The organism is Enterobacter cloacae complex sp. ESBL7 (genome assembly GCF_041679625.1).
Taxonomy (GTDB): domain Bacteria; phylum Pseudomonadota; class Gammaproteobacteria; order Enterobacterales; family Enterobacteriaceae; genus Enterobacter; species Enterobacter asburiae_B.
Map to the genome: position 1 here is coordinate 476,010 of NZ_JBGORN010000003.1, position 16,200 is coordinate 492,209.

The window sequence follows — 16,200 nt, forward strand, 5'->3', positions numbered from 1 at the left end:
CCCCGGCCCTCTCCCACGGGGAGAGGGTGCAAAAACTAAAAACGGCAACCGAAGTTGCCGTTTTGCTTTTACCTTACGCCTGCCATACGTTTCTTACCGATAAACACCCAGCCCAGCCCCAGCGCGATAAACCACAGCGGCGTGACGATGAGTGCCTGACGGGTATCATCTTCCAGCGTCAGCAGAACTAGCACGAAGACGAAGAACGCCATGCACACCCAGCACATCAGCTTGCCCAGCGGCATCTTGTAGATCGATTTTTCATGCAGGTGCGGGCGCTGCTTGCGGTACACCAGGTATGAACAGAGGATGATGGTCCAGACGAACATAAACAGGATCGCAGAGACCGTGGTGATCATGGTGAACGCGCCAATCACGCTTGGGTTCACGTAGAGCATCACCACGCCGCCCAGCAGGCACATGCAGGAGAAGGTCAACCCTTTTGCCGGTACCGCGCGCTTCGACAGCTTGGCGAACGCGCTCGGCGCCACGCCTTCCTGCGCCAGACCAAACAGCATACGGCTGGTGGAGAATACGCCGCTGTTGGCAGACGAGGCAGCAGAGGTCAGCACCACGAAGTTAATCAGGCTCGCGGCAGCAGGCAGGCCTACCAGCACGAACAGCTCAACGAACGGGCTCTTGGTTGGCACCACGGAGCTCCACGGCGTCACGGACATAATGACGATCAGCGCGAAGACGTAGAACATGATGATACGCAGCGGAATAGAGTTAATCGCGCGCGGGAGAGACTTCTCGGGATCTTTGGTCTCCGCTGCCGTCGTGCCCACCAGCTCAATGCCCACGAAAGCAAAAACCGCGATCTGGAAGCCGGCAAAGAAGCCGCTAATGCCTTTCGGGAACCAGCCGCCGTCATTCCACAGATGGGTAAACGACGCCTGAACGCCCGTTGGCGACTGGAAGTGGGTGAGCACCATCACCAGACCCACGACGATAAGCCCGACAATCGCCACGATTTTGATCATCGCGAACCAGAACTCCATCTCACCGAACATTTTAACGGTGGCGAGGTTAAGGCTCAGCAGCAGAACAATGACCGCCAGCGAGGCGACCCAGTCCGACAGCCCCGGGAACCAGAACTGCGCGTAGGCGGTAATCGCCACGACGTCCGCCATACCGGTGACGACCCAGCAGAACCAGTAGGTCCAGCCGGTGAAATAGCCCGCCCACGGCCCGAGCAGGTCAGAAGCGAAGTCGCTAAAGGATTTGTATTCGAGGTTCGAGAGCAGCAGTTCACCCATTGCACGCATCACGAAGAAGAGCATAAAACCGATGATCATATAAACGAATATGATCGACGGCCCGGCGAGACTGATGGTTTTGCCTGACCCCATAAACAGCCCGGTACCGATGGCACCCCCAATCGCAATGAGCTGAATATGACGGTTTGTGAGATTGCGCCGTAGCGACTGTTCAGACGACGCCTCTTCGTCGGCGACGACTTTGACCTGATCTACCATGTGATATTTTCCTGTTTATGCCTGTCTGTGTTGTTAAGGCTCTTCTGGCCTTTAAATACGTCAAAAGATGACGTTCCCTTGTAAGGGCTAATCGATATTAGGTAAGAATCGGCGGGATGAATACTATGATTTAGATATTATGTTAATAATATGTTGAAAGTGAGTGTCATATCACTCATACAGCGCGAAACAGCTCACAAAAATACACGCAACAGTTTCGTTTGCAAGATAAAATGTTGATAGCACCGTAACTATAGGTTTTTACACTATTTTCCTCTCCCCAACCGGGGAGAGGAAATAAGAAAAGTCGATTACAGAATTTCCAGCAGCTCGACTTCAAAGACCAGGGTGCTGAATGGCGGGATGGACGCGCCAGCGCCGCGCTCGCCGTAGGCCAGGTTATGCGGGATAGTCAGTTCCCATTTGGAACCGACCGGCATCAGGGTCAGAGCTTCGATCCAGCCTGCGATCACGCCGTTGACCGGGAATTCAGCCGGTTCGCCGCGCGCCACGGAGCTGTCGAACACGGTACCGTCGATCAGCTTACCGGTGTAATGCACGCGAACGTGGTCGGTACGCGCCGGGATTGCGCCGTCGCCCTGATTGATCACGCGGAACTGCAGACCAGACTCGGTGCTGTTCACGCCTTCACGCTCGCGGTTCTCTTCCAGATATTTCACACCTTCGGCCGCCATCTCTTCGAAGCGCGCGCGACGCACGGCGTCAGCACGTTCGTGGATTTCACGCAGCGCACGGTGCACAACGTCTACCGGAACGGCAGGCTGTTTGCCTTCCAGCGCGTCAGCGATACCCGCCACCAGCGCTTCTGGTAACAGACCTTCCAGGCCGGATTCGCTCAGCTGCTGTCCTACCTGCAAGCCGATACCGTAACTTGCCTGCGCTTCGATAGTGTCAAAAGTCGGGGTGGTCATGGGTTTTCCTTCCATCACATTTAAAGTAGCGGGCAGCATATCAGCCATGCCCTTATGGGTAAAACTTTGTCTGAAGTTAAGGTGACAAACCGCGACGAAACAGAAACAATAGAGATAACCAGGATTAATCCCGAACTGATGTCACGGATGTCGGGTTTACTACGCCGTTCAGGCAGTTAGCAAACTATACTTCGGGGCACAGGATAAAAAATACGCGGAGCAGGAGGAGTGCCATGCCCGGGCGATTTGAACTGAAACCTACCCTGGCGAAAATCTGGCAGGCGCCGGACAATTTTCGCATCATGGACCCGCTGCCTCCTCTGCATCGCAGAGGGATCATCATTGGCGCGCTGATGGTGATCGTGGGCTTCCTGCTTCCTTCCGGGGGCGATGATGTCGATACCGCACCCGTCACCCGCAATGCCCAGCTGGACATTCAGTCGCAGACGCGGCCGCAGCCTGACGCACAGCCGATGCAAACGCAGCTTGTGACCCCGTCTAACGATCCGGGTCAGGTCGCGCCGGTTGAGCCAGAACCTATTCAGGATGAACAGCCGCAGGATCAAGCCGCCGCCCCGTCTCAGCCTCAGGCGCAACAGCCCACCGGCATTGAGCAACAGTGGCGTTCCTATCGCGTAGAGCCGGGCAAAACCCTGGCGCAGCTGTTCCGCGACCACAATCTGCCGCCAACCGACGTGTATGCCATGGCGAAGGTGGAAGGTGCGGGTAAACCGCTCAGTAATCTGCAGAATGGACAGATGGTACAGGTTCGCCAGAATGCCAGCGGGGTGGTGACAGGGTTAACGATTGATACGGGAAATGGACAACAGGTGCTGTTTACCCGCCAGCCAGACGGCAGTTTTATCAGGGCGCGTTAAGGCCCGGATCTGTAAAAAGCAAAACGCCGGCACAAGGCCGGCGTTTCAACGTGAGCAGAGTAAAAAATTACTCAGCTACAACGTTAACAACCAGTTTAGCGAACACTTCGCTGTGAACCTGGAAGTCAACTTCGTGCTCACCAGTGGTACGCAGAACGCCGTTCGGCAGACGAACTTCGCTCTTAGCCACTTTAACGCCTGCTGCAGAAACTGCATCAGCGATATCGCGGGTACCGATGGAACCGAACAGTTTACCTTCGTCGCCTGATTTAGACGCGATGGTAACGGTGCCCAGTGCGTTGATTGCTTCAGCGCGAGCGTTAGCAGCCGCCAGAACGTCAGCCAGTTTGGCTTCCAGTTCAGCGCGACGTGCTTCGAAAAACTCTACGTTTTTCTTGGTAGCTGGAACAGCTTTACCCTGTGGAACCAGGAAGTTACGTGCGTAACCCGCTTTAACGTTAACCTGATCACCCAGGCTGCCCAGGTTTGCTACTTTATCAAGCAGAATAACTTGCATTACCTTATCCTCTTAAAGTCGTATTAATGGACCGTGCCCGATTACTGATGACGATCAGTGTACGGCAGCAGGGACAGGTAGCGAGCGCGTTTGATAGCGCGAGCCAGCTGACGCTGGTATTTTGCACGAGTACCGGTGATACGGCTTGGGACAATCTTACCGCTTTCGGTGATGTAGTTTTTCAGCGTTGCGATATCTTTATAGTCGATCTCTTGAACGCCTTCCGCGGTGAAACGGCAGAACTTGCGACGACGGAAATAACGTGCCATATGGCTAGTCTCCAGAATCTATCAAATCAATCTGCTCGGCATGCAGAACCATTTTGCTCAGGCCGTTCTTTGCCTTGTGGCAAGAGATGAACCCCTGAACGATTACTGCGCTACCGACCGTTAAACTGTGAGTAATGGCCTGGTTTTCGTGTCCGCTAATAATAACGGGCATTTGGCACCACGCCTGCCGGTGAAACCCGGCTTCCTCTTGCACAGAACGATGCTCAAGCACGAACTGGCAATGCGGAATTCCTGATGGACTGACCTTTCGAAGGGGAGCCCTGCATACGATGCCGGACAACGCCAGACGGTTGGTCATCAGAAATTACTCTTCAGAATCCCCAGCATCAGAATCATCTGCGGTTTCGTTTGCGAAATCATCGCGACGCTCACGGCGCTCGTCTTTCGCTTTAACCATCGGAGATGCTTCGGTAACTGCGTTTTTGGTACGCATAACCATGCTGCGGATAACGGCATCGTTGAAGCGGAAGGTAGTTTCCAGCTCATCGATCACTTCCTGCGGCGCTTCAACGTTCATCAGAACGTAGTGTGCTTTGTGCAGTTTGTTGATCGGGTAAGCCAGCTGACGGCGGCCCCAGTCTTCCAGACGGTGGATCGTACCTTCTGCACCAGTGATGGCAGCAGAGTAACGCTCGATCATACCCGGAACCTGTTCGCTCTGGTCAGGATGGACCATAAAAACGATTTCGTAATGACGCATCGAATTGCTCCTTACGGATTATTCAGCCTCCTGTCTGGGTCAGCCGAGGCCCGGGGAGGCAAGGAACGTGTTAAAGGTCGGCTGAAAAATTGACGCGTCATAATACTTGCGCGCCCCTGGAAACTCAAGCTGATTGCACAAATAATTCGCACAAAGCGCGAAGCGGGTCTAAGTGGGTGATTTAAAATTGGTCACACCCGGAAGCGTTGTTTTTTTGAACAACTGCATCAGAAATGGTCACGCATCCCCGCCGGATGAGTGATTACACTTTAATCAGAGATCGCCTGAATTAAAGAAGGAGCATCCCCCCTCTCGCAGCACGTAGTCGTGGAGCGCATATCATGAAAAAAATCGCATTAGCCATAATGGCGGCGCTTTTGCTCAGTGCAAACGCGATGGCAGCCATCAAGATAGACAGCCGACAGGCCAGAAACATGGATGATGTGCAAAGCTTGGGCGTAATTTACATCAATCATAATTTCGCCACGGAAAGTGAAGCAGATCAGGCATTAAACGAAGAAACCGATGCGCAGGGCGCAACCTATTACCACGTGATGTTAACCCGTGAGCCCGGCAGCAACGGCAACATGCACGCCAGTGCAGATATTTACCGATAACGCTTTAACGCTAGCACCAGGAAAGCCAACAACGAGAACATAGCCATAGTTGACGTTGCCCCCTGCCCGGGGGCTTTTTTTTTGAATGGCTCCGGAATACTCCCGGTAAAAGAGCCCCCTGAGATCCTTCACATGCTGGAAGATAAGGGCGTCAAAGTCCTGCGCGTTTACAGGTGCTGGCGGAAAAAAGCCACCGTAGCGTCCAGCGCCGTTGGCGTAATGCGGTGGCGGACGCCCGGTTCCCACAGACAGGTCAGATTAGCGTCCAGCCCTTCATTCATTAACGCCTGCTGCAGACGGAAGGTTCCCTCGGGCGGGACCACATCATCCGCGTCACCGTGCCACAGCAGCAGCGGGCGATCGGCCACGCGCGGCAATGCCCGGGTCACTTCCCACTCTGCCAGCGTCGCGGTCATTTCCGTTAAATCCTGAGGGGGAAAGAGGGTCTTCGCCAGCGAAGTAAAGTAGCCCGAGCCCATCAGACAGGCGACAGACTTCACTTCAGGATGATGCGTCATAATCCCCAGCGCCGTCATACCGCCCATCGATGCCCCGGCTACCGCCAGACGATTGTCGGCCACCAGCCCTGCCTCATAAAGCGCATCGCGCAGCCCGGAAAACTCGGTCAGACTCCCGTGCAGAATGTGCCAGAACTGCCCCAGCCGCGCCTGTTCATTACCCGTAAAGCGTGCGCCGTGGTCGGGTGCATCTGGCATCACCACGCGAAAACCCGCCTGCGCCAGCGCCACCGCAAAATAACTGTAAACCAGCTTCGATGAGGTAAACCCGTGATAAAAAACGACAACAGGCAGCGGTTTATCACGTTTACCCGCCGGCATCGCGTGTAAAATTTCATGGTCGCCGAGGTGGCGTATTTCAATTTCAATCATTGTCGACCCTGTGCGAATCTATGATTCATAATGTTGAGAACTGGGTTACGCTTTCGCGTCATTTTCATTCGAAATATACGTCCCAGATAACACTTCGGGAACATTCCCCCAAAACTAAATTCACAGCCAACTACACTATGGCTATCAGGAAACGAGATATGGTTATGCGCAGGTTTGCTGCTTTATTGCTGGTGTTTCTGCTGAGTGGCTGTAGCGCGCTGCAGGGAACACCGCAACCCGCTCCACCGGTCGCCGATCATCCACAGGAGATTCGTCGTAATCAGACGGAAGGATTACAACGAATGGGCACCATCTCCGCGCTGGTTCGCGGTTCTCCGGATGACGCAGAATCGGCAATAAAAGCACAGGCCGTCGCCGCCAAAGCAGATTATTACGTCATCATTATGATCGACGAAACCATCATAACGGGACAATGGTATTCACAGGCCATTTTGTACCGTAAATAATGGTTTTCCTTTGAACGAGATTTACACTGCTTTGCGTCCATAGACATTTTCCTGTCCACAATAAACTCCACGCCCGCATCAATGGAAGGGAGTTTATTAGCGAAGGATTGCCCGGCGGATACCGGATATATGTGAAATGGAGCTGACGATGAAACGAACTCTTGCTTTGACCTCACTGTTGCTCTCAGCAGGCCTGCTGAGCACCACCGCGCAGTCAGCAGAATTCGCCAGTGCTGATTGTGTGACTGGCCTGAATGAAATTGGCCAGATCTCCGTGAATAATATCTCGGGGAGCCCGCAAGACGTTGAACGTGTCGTGGCATTAAAGGCCGATGAGCAGGGTGCTTCATGGTATCGCATCATCCAGATGCAGGAAGATAACCATATCGATCGCTGGCGGGTACAGGCCATTCTCTATGTGTAATCTCCTTCCTGATAAAAGCCACTTAGTTTTAGTGGCTTTTCGTTTTTGCAAATTTTTTATCTTATATAAAACCAATAAAGAACAATTAAATAACATTTTGTTACATTAAAACAGTAAACGTAATCCCCGCTCTGCCGTTGAAGAACCATAACTTTTCAATGATGAGCAATTTATGATCAACTTTTTCCGCCGTGCGGGCCTGGGGTCGAAACTCTCGCTGCTAACTGGCGTCAGTGTCGCCACGCTGTTTCTGCTATTCACTTTTCTGCTCAGCCAAAAAGCCAGCCAGCAGCTTGAAGCCCTTGCGGTCGAAGATCTGCATAATCAGTCCACCGGCATGGTCGACATGGTGCAGATGTTCAACACCAGCCTGAGTGAAGAGGTTGAGAGCTATACCCGTCTGTTTACCACCTTTTTACCGCAGCCCCTGAACATTGATACTTCCCAAACCCAGACGATTAACGGGCTCAGCGTTCCGCTTCTGAAAGGCGGAGAAACCGGGCTGCATGAAAACAACACGCTCTCGGACGAGTTCCTGAACCGTACGGGAGCCATTTCGACGCTGTTTGTACGCAGCGGTAACGACTTTGTGCGCGTAGCCACTTCCCTGCGCAAAGAGAATGGCGATCGGGCAATGGGTACCGTTCTGGATAACGCCAGCCCGGCCTTTGCAGCCGTCAACAAAGGTGAAGTCTACCGCGGCCTGGCGCTGCTTTTCGGCAAACGCTACATCACCCAGTACCAGCCCGTTAAAAACGCCGAAGGGCAGGTCATTGCGATCGTCTTTGTCGGGGTGGACATCACCCACTCCTGGAACGTCATGCGCGAGAAAATCCTCAACCGCCGCCTGGGCGAGAGCGGTCGCTTCTTCGTGCTGGATCGCAGCAACGGCAAAACGCGCGGGCAATACCTGTTCCACGCCAGCGAAGAGGGAAAACTGCCGAAATGGGACGGCGCGACGCAGCAACAGCTTCTGAGTGACAAACCCGGCACGCTGGAGCGTACAAGCGACGACGGCCGGACGCTGAAAATGGCCTATACCCCGCTGCCGGGCTGGAACTGGACTATCGTGGGCGAAGTGGATAAAACGGTGCTGCTCTCAAGCGTTACCGCCATGCGCGATCGCTTCCTGCTGGCCGGCGTAGTCTTGTCCATCCTTTTTGCTGGCCTGTTCGTGGTCATTATTCGCCGCGTGCTGACCCGACCGCTGCGCAACGTGATCCATCTTGCCCGACAATATGCCGCAGGGGATCTTCGTTCCAGCCTGCCCGTGACGCGTCAGGACGAAGTCGGCCAGCTGATCGATGCTATCAACGGCATCGGCGGTGGCCTGCAAAAAATTGTGCTGCAGGTTCGTGAGGCCGCAGGCGAGATCCATTTGGGCACCAACGCGCTGGCCGCCGACACTGGCGAGATTTCAGAGCAGATCAACAAGCAGGCCAGCAGCGTGGAAGAGACGTCTGCCAGCATGGAGCAGCTGGCCGCCACCGTTCAGCAAAATGCCGCCAACATGGAGCAAACGCAGCAGCTGGTGGGTGAAACCTCGCTCGCAGTCCATCAGGGCGGTGAGACGGTCACCCACGCGGTGTCGACCATGGACGACATTCGCGAAGCCTCAAAACGCATCGAAGACATCACGCGCGTGATCGAATCCATCGCTTTCCAGACCAATATTCTGGCGCTGAATGCGGCAGTGGAAGCGGCCCGCGCAGGCGAGCACGGAAAAGGGTTTGCGGTAGTCGCGCAGGAAGTTCGCGCGCTGGCGGGACGCAGCGCTAACGCAGTGAAGGAGATTGAACAGCTGATTGGCGATACGCTCAGAAAAGTGAGTGAGGGTCATGCGCTGTCTGAACAGACGCGCCTGGCGATGGACGACATCATCATTCATATCGATAACATCAGCCAGCTGGTCACCGAGATTAACCATGCCTCACGCGAGCAGTCCGCCGGGATCGGCCAGGTGAACCTCGCCATGACCCATATTGGCGAAGCGTCGCATATCAATGCCGATCGCATCTCACGCAGCGAGCAAACCGCTCAAACGCTGCGCGAGAAGGGTTCACACCTGACTCAGCTGGTGAGCCTGTTCCAGCTAAAAGGCTAACCGACTCTGCCCGTCGCACGCAGCAGCAGGTCGCTTTGCACCTGCTCGCTCATCAGCGTGCCGCCACGGGTATCCAGCATCATACGGCACCACGCCTGCGCCACCGGGGGCGATGCGTGCCGCAGCATCTGGCTTCCGGCACCCAGCAAGAAAAGCTGCTGCGCGATCTCCCGCCCCTGCGCCTCCTGCGGTTTACGCAGTTTTTGCTGAAGCTGTCGCCAGCTGCGGTCGAAGTGTCTGTCCTGCCCTTTCACCTGCGCAAACTCGTCGGCAAGCAGGTCGTGAATACCCGGCTGCTTCGCCAGCACGCGCAGCACGTCCAGGCACATGATATTTCCTGACCCTTCCCAGATGCTGTTCACCGGCATCTCGCGGTACAGGCGGGGAAGTTCGCTCTCTTCGCAATATCCATTCCCACCCAGCACCTCCATCGCCTCAGCGACAAACGGGATGCCTGCTTTACAGACGCTAAATTTCGCCGCCGGGGTAAACAGCCGCGCCCAGGCGGCCTCTTGCGGGTCGGCACGCTTGTCCCACGCGCGGGCCAGGCGGAACAGCAGCGCCGTTTGCCCCTCCAGCACCAGCGCCATCCGGCTTAATACCTCGCGCATTAACGGCTGATCGATGAGATTTTTGCCGAAGGTTTGACGCTGATGGGCATGGTACAGCGCCACCGAAAGCGCCCGACGCATCAGTCCGTGGCTGCCCAGCGCGCAGTCAAAGCGCGTCAGACCGCCCATTTTGAGGATCTGCCGTACCCCTTCGCCCTCTTCTCCCAGCAGCCAGCCGGAGGCATCGAGGAACTCCGCCTCGCTGCTGGCGTTGGAGCGGTTCCCGAGCTTGTCCTTGAGGCGCTCCAGACGCACGGCGTTGCGCTGTCCGTCTGGCAAAAAGCGCGGCACAAAAAAGCAGGATAGCCCGCCCTTCGCCTGGGCCAGCACCAGATGCGCATCGCTTTGCGGGACGGAGAAAAACCATTTATGCCCCACCAGCCTGTAGCTGCCGTCGCTGCATTTTTCCGCTTTGGTGGTGTTGCTGAGCACGTCCGAGCCGCCCTGCTTTTCCGTCATCCCCATGCCAATCAGCAGGCCGCGCTTTTGCGCGCCAGGGGCGAGATGCGGATCGTAGCGATCGCTGAGCAGCGGCGTCAGCCAGTCGTGAAATGCTTTGGGGAGCGCCTGCTGCAGCAGCGGCGTGGCGGCGAACGTCATGGTGACCGGGCAAAGCGTGCCCGCCTCCACCTGAGCATGAAGCACAAAGCGTGCGGCCCGAGCGACAAACGACCCTTTACGCGCCTCCTCTTCCCACGCCAGGTTATGCACGCGGTTGGCGCAAAGCCCCTGCATCAGCAGATGCCATGCCGGATGAAAACGCACGTCGTCCAGCCGCTCTCCGGTGGCATCATAGCGTAGTAACTCCGGAGGATTAACGTTTGCCAGCCGGCCCAGCTCCAGCGACTCCGCGGTGCCTAACTGCTGTCCGATGCTGGCGAGCAGCTCAATATCCCACTCGGCCCCTTCACGCGCGACCGCATCGCGCAGGGCGCAGTCCGAGAGGAAAAGGTTGCTGTTGGAAAGCGGTGCAGGTTGATTGAAAACGGTATGGGTCTGCCAGTGCATGCTGTCTCCCTCCTTCAGTGGCAATGACGATAAGTATGGACAGACCGCGCGCACGCTGCATGGGAGGGGAGTCACACGTTCACGATCCCGCTGATATCATTCGTGAAATAGCTCACAGAACATAAGAATAAACTATTTCATGACTCCGCTTTTGTTGAATAATTTATTCTTACACCTTAAGTGAGGATCGTTATGCAACCGGACGCGCACAAGCGAGCATTAATTGCAGGCTCCATTGGTAACTTTATCGAGTGGTATGAGTTTGCGGTCTATGGTTTTCTGGCGACCGTGATTGCGAAAAACTTCTTCCAGCTTGAAGGAGAAGCGGGGCTTACCAGCCTGATCCTCACCTATGCCTCGTTTGCCATCGCCTTCTTCTTCCGCCCGCTGGGTGCGGTAGTGTTTGGCCGCATCGGCGACCGGATTGGCCGTAAGCCGACGCTCATCATTGTGCTGGTATTGATGACGCTCGCTACCGCCGCCATCGGCGTTGTGCCGGTCTATGCCAGCATCGGGATTGCCGCGCCGCTCATTATTACGCTGCTGCGCATTCTGCAGGGGCTATTCGCGGGCGGCGAGTACGGCGGTGCGGTCTCGCTGATGACGGAGTTCGCCCCGCGCGGCAAGCGTGGGCTCTATGGCGCGTGGCAGTCCTTTACCGTGGCGCTGGGGCTTTTAGCGGGCGCAGGCATCGTGGCGCTGCTCTCCGCCCTTCTCACGCCTGAAGCCCTGCACGACTGGGGCTGGCGCATTCCTTTCTTCCTGGCGCTGCCCATGGGCGTCGTTGCGCTGTGGCTTCGTGTCAGCATGGAGGAGACGCCCAGCTTTGTGCAGCAGCAGGATAAACCGGCTGTCGCTCAGGCGGATACTGCCGCCACGCTCCGGGCCATCGTGATGGGGATTGGGCGCGTCATGGTCTGGTCTGCGGCGGGGTACACCTACCTGGTGATTATGCCGACCTATCTGCAGTCGGCGCTGCACACCGGGTTTAACCAGGCGCTGCTGATAGCGGTGATTTCGAATATTGGTTTTGCACTCACCATCATTCCGTCTGGGATCCTGAGCGACCGGATCGGCCGCCGCACGGTGATGATTATCGCCACCGCGCTGCTGCTGATCCTCGCCCTGCCGCTGCTGAAAATCCTGCAGGCGGAGTCGAGCACGCTGGCGGTGAAGGCTGGTGTGGTACTGATTGCGGGCGGTCTGGTGGGCATGCTGGCGGGGCCGGGCCCGGCGATGCTATCTGAGATGTTCCCGACGCGCGTGCGCTATACGGGGCTGGGGCTGGCCTACTCTTTGTCGAACGCGATTTTCTCGGGATGTGCGGGGCTAATCATTACCGGGCTGATTAAGCAGACGGGTAACCTGGATATTCCAGCGTATTACGTGATGGCGACGGCGGTAGTGAGTATTTTCGCGCTGATGACGCTGAGGAAGGATGACCATTTGCGGTCGTTAGAGGAGTGAGGTTGTTTTTGCCGGGTGGCGGCTTCGCCTTACCCGGCCTACAAAACCGTAGGCCCGGTAAGCGAAGCGCCACCGGGCGAAAATCAGCTACGCTGACGCACCGCTTCAAACAGGCAGATGCCCGTCGCAACGGAAACGTTCAGGGACGATACGCTGCCCGCCATCGGGATGCTAATTAGCTCGTCGCAGTGCTCGCGGGTGAGACGACGCATGCCTTCGCCTTCCGCACCCATCACCAGCGCCAGACGGCCGGTCATTTTGCTCTGATACAGGGTATGATCCGCTTCACCGGCGGTACCGACGATCCAGATGTTCTCTTCCTGCAGCAGACGCATAGTGCGCGCCAGGTTGGTCACGCGGATCAGCGGAACGTTTTCCGCCGCGCCGCAGGCCACCTTCTTCGCCGTCGCGTTCAGCTGCGCGGAGCGATCTTTCGGCACGATCACCGCGTGCACGCCCGCCGCATCGGCGCTGCGCAGGCACGCACCGAGGTTGTGCGGATCGGTAACGCCGTCGAGGATCAGGAAGAACGGGTTATCCAGCTCGGCAATCAGATCCGGCAGATCGTTCTCCTGATACTGACGCCCCGGCTTCACGCGGGCAATGATCCCCTGGTGCACCGCGCCTTCGCTTTTCTCATCCAGGAACTGGCGATTCGCCAGCTGGATCACCACGCCCTGCGCTTCCAGGGCGTGGATCAGCGGCATCAGACGCTTATCTTCACGCCCTTTCAGAATAAACACTTCCTGAAAACGCTCCGGTGCGCGCTCGAGAAGGGCCTGCACCGCGTGGATGCCGTAAATCATTTCACTCATTGATGGTTCTCGTAATAAGTATTTCCCTCCCCCCGCTGGGGAGAGGGTCAGGGTGAGGGGAGAATTTACTCCGCCTGCTTTTTCTTGGCCGCGCGCTTCGCTTTGGTGGCGGCAGCGATTTTCTGCGTTTTCGCGGAAGGTTTTTTCGCTGAACGGGCTTCTTTCTTCGCCGCCTTCGGCTTCTGTTTCTTCTCGCCGCGGAACGCGCTGTCCGGCTCGAAGTTTACCTTCTTGCCCGCCTGACGACGTTTACCGCCGCCCGGTTTACCGTTACCGGTTTTTTTCGCCCTTTCACGCTCGGTTTTACCGACGTTGCGCGGCGCGCGCTCGCTGGAGATCAGGCTGAAGTCGATTTTACGATCGTCCATATTCACGGCTTCGACCTTCACTTCCACACGATCGCCCAGACGGTAGGTCTGGCCGCCAGACTCGCCAATCAGGCGCTGGCCGACCTGGTCGAAGCGGTAGTAGTCGTTATCCAGGCTGGAGACGTGCACCAGACCGTCGATGAACAGTTCGTCCAGACGAACGAAGAAACCAAAGCCGGTCACGCTGGCAATCACGCCTTTAAAGACGTTACCGACCTGATCGAGCATAAAGTCACACTTCAGCCAGTCCGCCACGTCGCGTGTTGCTTCATCGGCACGACGTTCGGCCATGGAGCAGTGCTGACCCAGCTGCAGCATCTCTTCCATCGAATAGTGGTAGCCACCGGTTTCGGTGGTGTTCCCTTTATGGCCCTGCTCCTGCGCCAGCAGATACTTGATCGCACGGTGCAGAGAGAGGTCAGGATAACGACGGATCGGCGACGTAAAGTGGGCGTAAGACTGCAGCGCCAGGCCAAAGTGTCCGCGGTTTTCCGGATCGTAAATCGCCTGCTTCATAGAGCGTAACAGCATCGTCTGCAGCATTTCTGCATCCGGACGATCGCTAATGGATTCCAGCAGCTCGGCGTAATCGCGCGGCTCTGGCTTGTTGCCCCCGGGCAGTTCCAGACCCAGTTCAGCCAGCACGGAGCGGAACGACGTAATGGCTTCCGTGGTCGGCTTATCGTGAATACGGAACAGCGCAGGCTCTTTGGCTTTCTCGACGAAACGTGCCGCCGAGATGTTCGCCAGGATCATACACTCTTCGATCAGCTTGTGCGCGTCGTTACGCTGGGTCTGCTCGATACGCTCAATGCGGCGTTCGGCGTTGAAGATGAATTTCGCTTCTTCACTCTCAAACGAGATCCCGCCGCGCTCTTCGCGCGCCTGATCCAGCGTTTTGTAGAGGTTATGCAGCTCTTCGATGTGTTTAACCAGCGGCGCGTATTGTTCGCGCAGATCCTGGTCGCCCTGCAGCATATGCCAGACCTTGGTATAGGTCAGACGCGCGTGCGAGCTCATCACCGCTTCGTAGAACTTGTAGCCGGTTAAGCGCCCTTTGGTGGAGATGGTCATCTCGCAAACCATACAGAGGCGGTCAACCTGCGGGTTCAGGGAGCACAGGCCGTTAGACAGCACTTCCGGCAGCATCGGCACGACCTGAGACGGGAAGTAGACCGAGGTACCGCGGCTGCGGGCTTCGTTATCCAGCGGGGTGTGCGGACGGACGTAATAGCTTACGTCAGCGATAGCAACCCACAGACGCCAGCCACCGCCGCGTTTTTTCTCACAGTATACGGCGTCATCGAAGTCGCGGGCGTCTTCACCGTCGATAGTGACCAGCGGCAGGGAGCGCAGATCCACGCGGCCCACTTTGGACTCTTCCGGCACTTCTTCGCGCAGGCTTTCGATCTGCTCTTCAACCGCTTTCGGCCAGATGTACGGAATTTCATGGGTGCGCAATGCCATATCAACGGCCATCGTGGTGCCCATATTATCGCCAAGCACTTCGACGATTTTACCTACCGCTTTGGTGCGACGGGTTGGGCGCTGGGTGAGTTCCACCACCACCACAAAGCCCATGCGGGCGCCCATCACCTCTTCAGGTGGGATCAGAATGTCGAAGCTCAGACGGCTGTCGTCCGGCACCACGAAGCCCACGCCCGCGTCGGTAAAGTAGCGGCCGACGATCTGGCTGGTTTTTGGCACCAGAACGCGTACCACGCGCGCTTCGCGGCGACCTTTACGGTCAGCGCCCAGCGGCTGCGCCAGGATCTGGTCGCCGTGGATGCACATCTTCATCTGCTCAGATGAGAGGTACAGATCGTCTTTACGGCCTTCCACGCGCAGGAAGCCGAAACCATCGCGGTGACCAATGACGGTCCCTTTCAGCAGATCGAGGCGTTCTGGCAGCGCGTAGCACTGGCGGCGGGTAAAGACCAGCTGCCCGTCACGCTCCATCGCGCGCAGGCGGCGGCGAAGGGCTTCAATTTGCTCTTCACCTTCAATGTTTAATTCAACGGCAAGTTCTTCACGATTGGCGGGTTTTTCGCGTTTTGTTAAGTGTTCAATGATGAACTCGCGGCTGGGAATAGGATTCGCGTATTTTTCGGCTTCGCGTTCCTGGAAAGGATCATGTGACATGTCGGTTCCTCCGTTGTCAGCTCCGGTGGAAATTTTCTTCATTCCACCAGCAATAATTTATAAAGCGGTTGATTCTCTTCAACCAAATCGGCCAGCGTGTAGTTATCCAGTTCCATGAGAAAACTTTGCACGGCCTTTGAAAGCGCCTTTTTCAGGCGGCAAGCGGGCGTGATGTGGCAGAACTCGCTGCTGCAGTTCACCAGAGACAGCGGCTCCAGTTCACGTACCACATCGCCAACACGAATACTCTGTGCCGGTTTACCGAGACGGATCCCACCATTCTTCCCGCGGACGGCAGCAACGTATCCGGCACGACTAAGTTGATTGATTATTTTGACCATATGATTACGGGATACGCCGTAGACCTCTGTCACTTCAGAGATACTGGTCATCTTCCCCTCGGGTAACGACGCCATGTAAATCAGCGCACGTAAGCCGTAATCGGTGAAACTTGTTAACTGCACATCAACCTCAGGAAAAAGGGAAAACGCG

Annotated in this window: 17 protein-coding genes; 6 read left to right on the top strand and 11 right to left on the bottom strand. The window is 56.4% G+C overall.

Features of this window, described 5'->3' with window-relative positions; genetic code table 11:
- Positions 1-68: 68 nt before the first annotated feature.
- Together cycA and fklB are read right to left on the bottom strand one after the other, a co-directional pair.
- Positions 69-1,478 carry a D-serine/D-alanine/glycine transporter gene (gene cycA / locus ACERY3_RS15615; protein ID WP_048977313.1) on the bottom strand — a complete coding sequence of 470 codons (1,410 nt, stop codon included), beginning with the start codon at positions 1,476-1,478 and terminating at the stop codon, positions 69-71.
- Positions 1,479-1,789: 311 nt separating this feature from the next.
- Complete coding sequence (gene fklB, locus ACERY3_RS15620) at positions 1,790-2,410, bottom strand: FKBP-type peptidyl-prolyl cis-trans isomerase (RefSeq protein WP_008502892.1); 621 nt, start codon at positions 2,408-2,410, stop codon at positions 1,790-1,792.
- Between the two features lie 233 nt (positions 2,411-2,643).
- On the opposite strand from fklB, the gene ACERY3_RS15625 reads away from it, so the two are divergent.
- The gene (locus ACERY3_RS15625; RefSeq protein ID WP_262769119.1) at positions 2,644-3,288 is read left to right on the top strand and encodes an OapA family protein; all 645 of its coding nucleotides are present in this window, start codon (positions 2,644-2,646) and stop codon (positions 3,286-3,288) included.
- Positions 3,289-3,355: 67 nt separating this feature from the next.
- Here ACERY3_RS15625 and rplI read toward each other — a convergent pair whose 3' ends face one another.
- Genes rplI through rpsF form a run of 4 tightly spaced genes read right to left on the bottom strand, consistent with a single transcriptional unit; the run spans position 3,356 to position 4,795 of the window.
- Positions 3,356-3,805, bottom strand: a complete 450-nt coding sequence (rplI, locus tag ACERY3_RS15630) for a 50S ribosomal protein L9 (protein WP_023310148.1) — start codon at positions 3,803-3,805, stop codon at positions 3,356-3,358.
- Between the two features lie 41 nt (positions 3,806-3,846).
- Positions 3,847-4,074: a 30S ribosomal protein S18 gene (gene rpsR / locus ACERY3_RS15635; protein ID WP_000135199.1), complete on the bottom strand. Its 228-nt coding sequence runs from the start codon at positions 4,072-4,074 to the stop codon at positions 3,847-3,849.
- A 4-nt stretch (positions 4,075-4,078) separates the two neighbouring features.
- Entirely contained in the window at positions 4,079-4,393 is a 315-nt protein-coding gene (gene priB, locus ACERY3_RS15640; protein ID WP_008502895.1) for a primosomal replication protein N, read from the bottom strand.
- Between the two features lie 6 nt (positions 4,394-4,399).
- Positions 4,400-4,795 (bottom strand): 30S ribosomal protein S6, encoded by a 396-nt coding sequence (rpsF, locus tag ACERY3_RS15645; protein ID WP_014068637.1) that lies wholly within the window; start codon positions 4,793-4,795, stop codon positions 4,400-4,402.
- 341 nt (positions 4,796-5,136) lie between these two features.
- Between rpsF and yjfY the strand changes: the two genes are divergently transcribed.
- A complete protein-coding gene (yjfY, locus tag ACERY3_RS15650) occupies positions 5,137-5,412 on the top strand; it encodes a DUF1471 family protein YjfY (RefSeq protein WP_010427445.1) in 276 nt (91 codons plus the stop codon).
- Between the two features lie 167 nt (positions 5,413-5,579).
- On the opposite strand, the gene yjfP is transcribed toward yjfY, so the two are convergent.
- Complete coding sequence (gene yjfP, locus ACERY3_RS15655) at positions 5,580-6,302, bottom strand: esterase (RefSeq protein WP_058840433.1); 723 nt, start codon at positions 6,300-6,302, stop codon at positions 5,580-5,582.
- Positions 6,303-6,439: 137 nt separating this feature from the next.
- Between yjfP and bsmA the strand changes: the two genes are divergently transcribed.
- The 3 genes from bsmA to ACERY3_RS15670 all read left to right on the top strand — a co-directional run bounded on the left by bsmA (position 6,440) and on the right by ACERY3_RS15670 (position 9,297).
- Positions 6,440-6,769, top strand: a complete 330-nt coding sequence (gene bsmA, locus ACERY3_RS15660; RefSeq protein ID WP_029740376.1) for a biofilm peroxide resistance protein BsmA — start codon at positions 6,440-6,442, stop codon at positions 6,767-6,769.
- 136 nt (positions 6,770-6,905) lie between these two features.
- The gene (gene yjfN / locus ACERY3_RS15665; protein WP_032665074.1) at positions 6,906-7,193 is read left to right on the top strand and encodes a DUF1471 family protease activator YjfN; all 288 of its coding nucleotides are present in this window, start codon (positions 6,906-6,908) and stop codon (positions 7,191-7,193) included.
- 172 nt (positions 7,194-7,365) lie between these two features.
- Positions 7,366-9,297, top strand: a complete 1,932-nt coding sequence (locus ACERY3_RS15670; protein ID WP_058840432.1) for a methyl-accepting chemotaxis protein — start codon at positions 7,366-7,368, stop codon at positions 9,295-9,297.
- On the opposite strand, the gene ACERY3_RS15675 is transcribed toward ACERY3_RS15670, so the two are convergent.
- A complete protein-coding gene (locus tag ACERY3_RS15675; RefSeq protein ID WP_033144468.1) occupies positions 9,294-10,916 on the bottom strand; it encodes an isovaleryl-CoA dehydrogenase in 1,623 nt (540 codons plus the stop codon). The two genes, ACERY3_RS15670 and ACERY3_RS15675, sit on opposite strands and share 4 nt — an antisense overlap.
- A gap of 192 nt (positions 10,917-11,108) precedes the next feature.
- Between ACERY3_RS15675 and ACERY3_RS15680 the strand changes: the two genes are divergently transcribed.
- Positions 11,109-12,383, top strand: coding sequence for an MFS transporter (locus ACERY3_RS15680; RefSeq protein WP_054829813.1), 1,275 nt, complete (start codon positions 11,109-11,111; stop codon positions 12,381-12,383).
- Between the two features lie 83 nt (positions 12,384-12,466).
- On the opposite strand, the gene rlmB is transcribed toward ACERY3_RS15680, so the two are convergent.
- The 3 genes from rlmB to nsrR all read right to left on the bottom strand — a co-directional run bounded on the left by rlmB (position 12,467) and on the right by nsrR (position 16,172).
- The gene (rlmB, locus tag ACERY3_RS15685) at positions 12,467-13,198 is read right to left on the bottom strand and encodes a 23S rRNA (guanosine(2251)-2'-O)-methyltransferase RlmB (protein ID WP_058840431.1); all 732 of its coding nucleotides are present in this window, start codon (positions 13,196-13,198) and stop codon (positions 12,467-12,469) included.
- Positions 13,199-13,263: 65 nt separating this feature from the next.
- The gene (gene rnr, locus ACERY3_RS15690; protein ID WP_033144465.1) at positions 13,264-15,708 is read right to left on the bottom strand and encodes a ribonuclease R; all 2,445 of its coding nucleotides are present in this window, start codon (positions 15,706-15,708) and stop codon (positions 13,264-13,266) included.
- Between the two features lie 38 nt (positions 15,709-15,746).
- A complete protein-coding gene (gene nsrR / locus ACERY3_RS15695) occupies positions 15,747-16,172 on the bottom strand; it encodes a nitric oxide-sensing transcriptional repressor NsrR (protein ID WP_023334253.1) in 426 nt (141 codons plus the stop codon).
- Between the last annotated feature and the right edge of the window lie 28 nt (positions 16,173-16,200).

What these genes read in the sequence shown, in the direction of transcription:
- cycA (WP_048977313.1), bottom strand. Translation starts at nt 1,478, where the DNA reads ATGGTAGATCAGGTCAAAGTCGTCGCCGACGAAGAGGCGTCGTCTGAA.
- fklB (WP_008502892.1), bottom strand. Translation starts at nt 2,410, where the DNA reads ATGACCACCCCGACTTTTGACACTATCGAAGCGCAGGCAAGTTACGGT.
- ACERY3_RS15625 (WP_262769119.1), top strand. Translation starts at nt 2,644, where the DNA reads ATGCCCGGGCGATTTGAACTGAAACCTACCCTGGCGAAAATCTGGCAG.
- rplI (WP_023310148.1), bottom strand. Translation starts at nt 3,805, where the DNA reads ATGCAAGTTATTCTGCTTGATAAAGTAGCAAACCTGGGCAGCCTGGGT.
- rpsR (WP_000135199.1), bottom strand. Translation starts at nt 4,074, where the DNA reads ATGGCACGTTATTTCCGTCGTCGCAAGTTCTGCCGTTTCACCGCGGAA.
- priB (WP_008502895.1), bottom strand. Translation starts at nt 4,393, where the DNA reads ATGACCAACCGTCTGGCGTTGTCCGGCATCGTATGCAGGGCTCCCCTT.
- rpsF (WP_014068637.1), bottom strand. Translation starts at nt 4,795, where the DNA reads ATGCGTCATTACGAAATCGTTTTTATGGTCCATCCTGACCAGAGCGAA.
- yjfY (WP_010427445.1), top strand. Translation starts at nt 5,137, where the DNA reads ATGAAAAAAATCGCATTAGCCATAATGGCGGCGCTTTTGCTCAGTGCA.
- yjfP (WP_058840433.1), bottom strand. Translation starts at nt 6,302, where the DNA reads ATGATTGAAATTGAAATACGCCACCTCGGCGACCATGAAATTTTACAC.
- bsmA (WP_029740376.1), top strand. Translation starts at nt 6,440, where the DNA reads ATGGCTATCAGGAAACGAGATATGGTTATGCGCAGGTTTGCTGCTTTA.
- yjfN (WP_032665074.1), top strand. Translation starts at nt 6,906, where the DNA reads ATGGAGCTGACGATGAAACGAACTCTTGCTTTGACCTCACTGTTGCTC.
- ACERY3_RS15670 (WP_058840432.1), top strand. Translation starts at nt 7,366, where the DNA reads ATGATCAACTTTTTCCGCCGTGCGGGCCTGGGGTCGAAACTCTCGCTG.
- ACERY3_RS15675 (WP_033144468.1), bottom strand. Translation starts at nt 10,916, where the DNA reads ATGCACTGGCAGACCCATACCGTTTTCAATCAACCTGCACCGCTTTCC.
- ACERY3_RS15680 (WP_054829813.1), top strand. Translation starts at nt 11,109, where the DNA reads ATGCAACCGGACGCGCACAAGCGAGCATTAATTGCAGGCTCCATTGGT.
- rlmB (WP_058840431.1), bottom strand. Translation starts at nt 13,198, where the DNA reads ATGAGTGAAATGATTTACGGCATCCACGCGGTGCAGGCCCTTCTCGAG.
- rnr (WP_033144465.1), bottom strand. Translation starts at nt 15,708, where the DNA reads ATGTCACATGATCCTTTCCAGGAACGCGAAGCCGAAAAATACGCGAAT.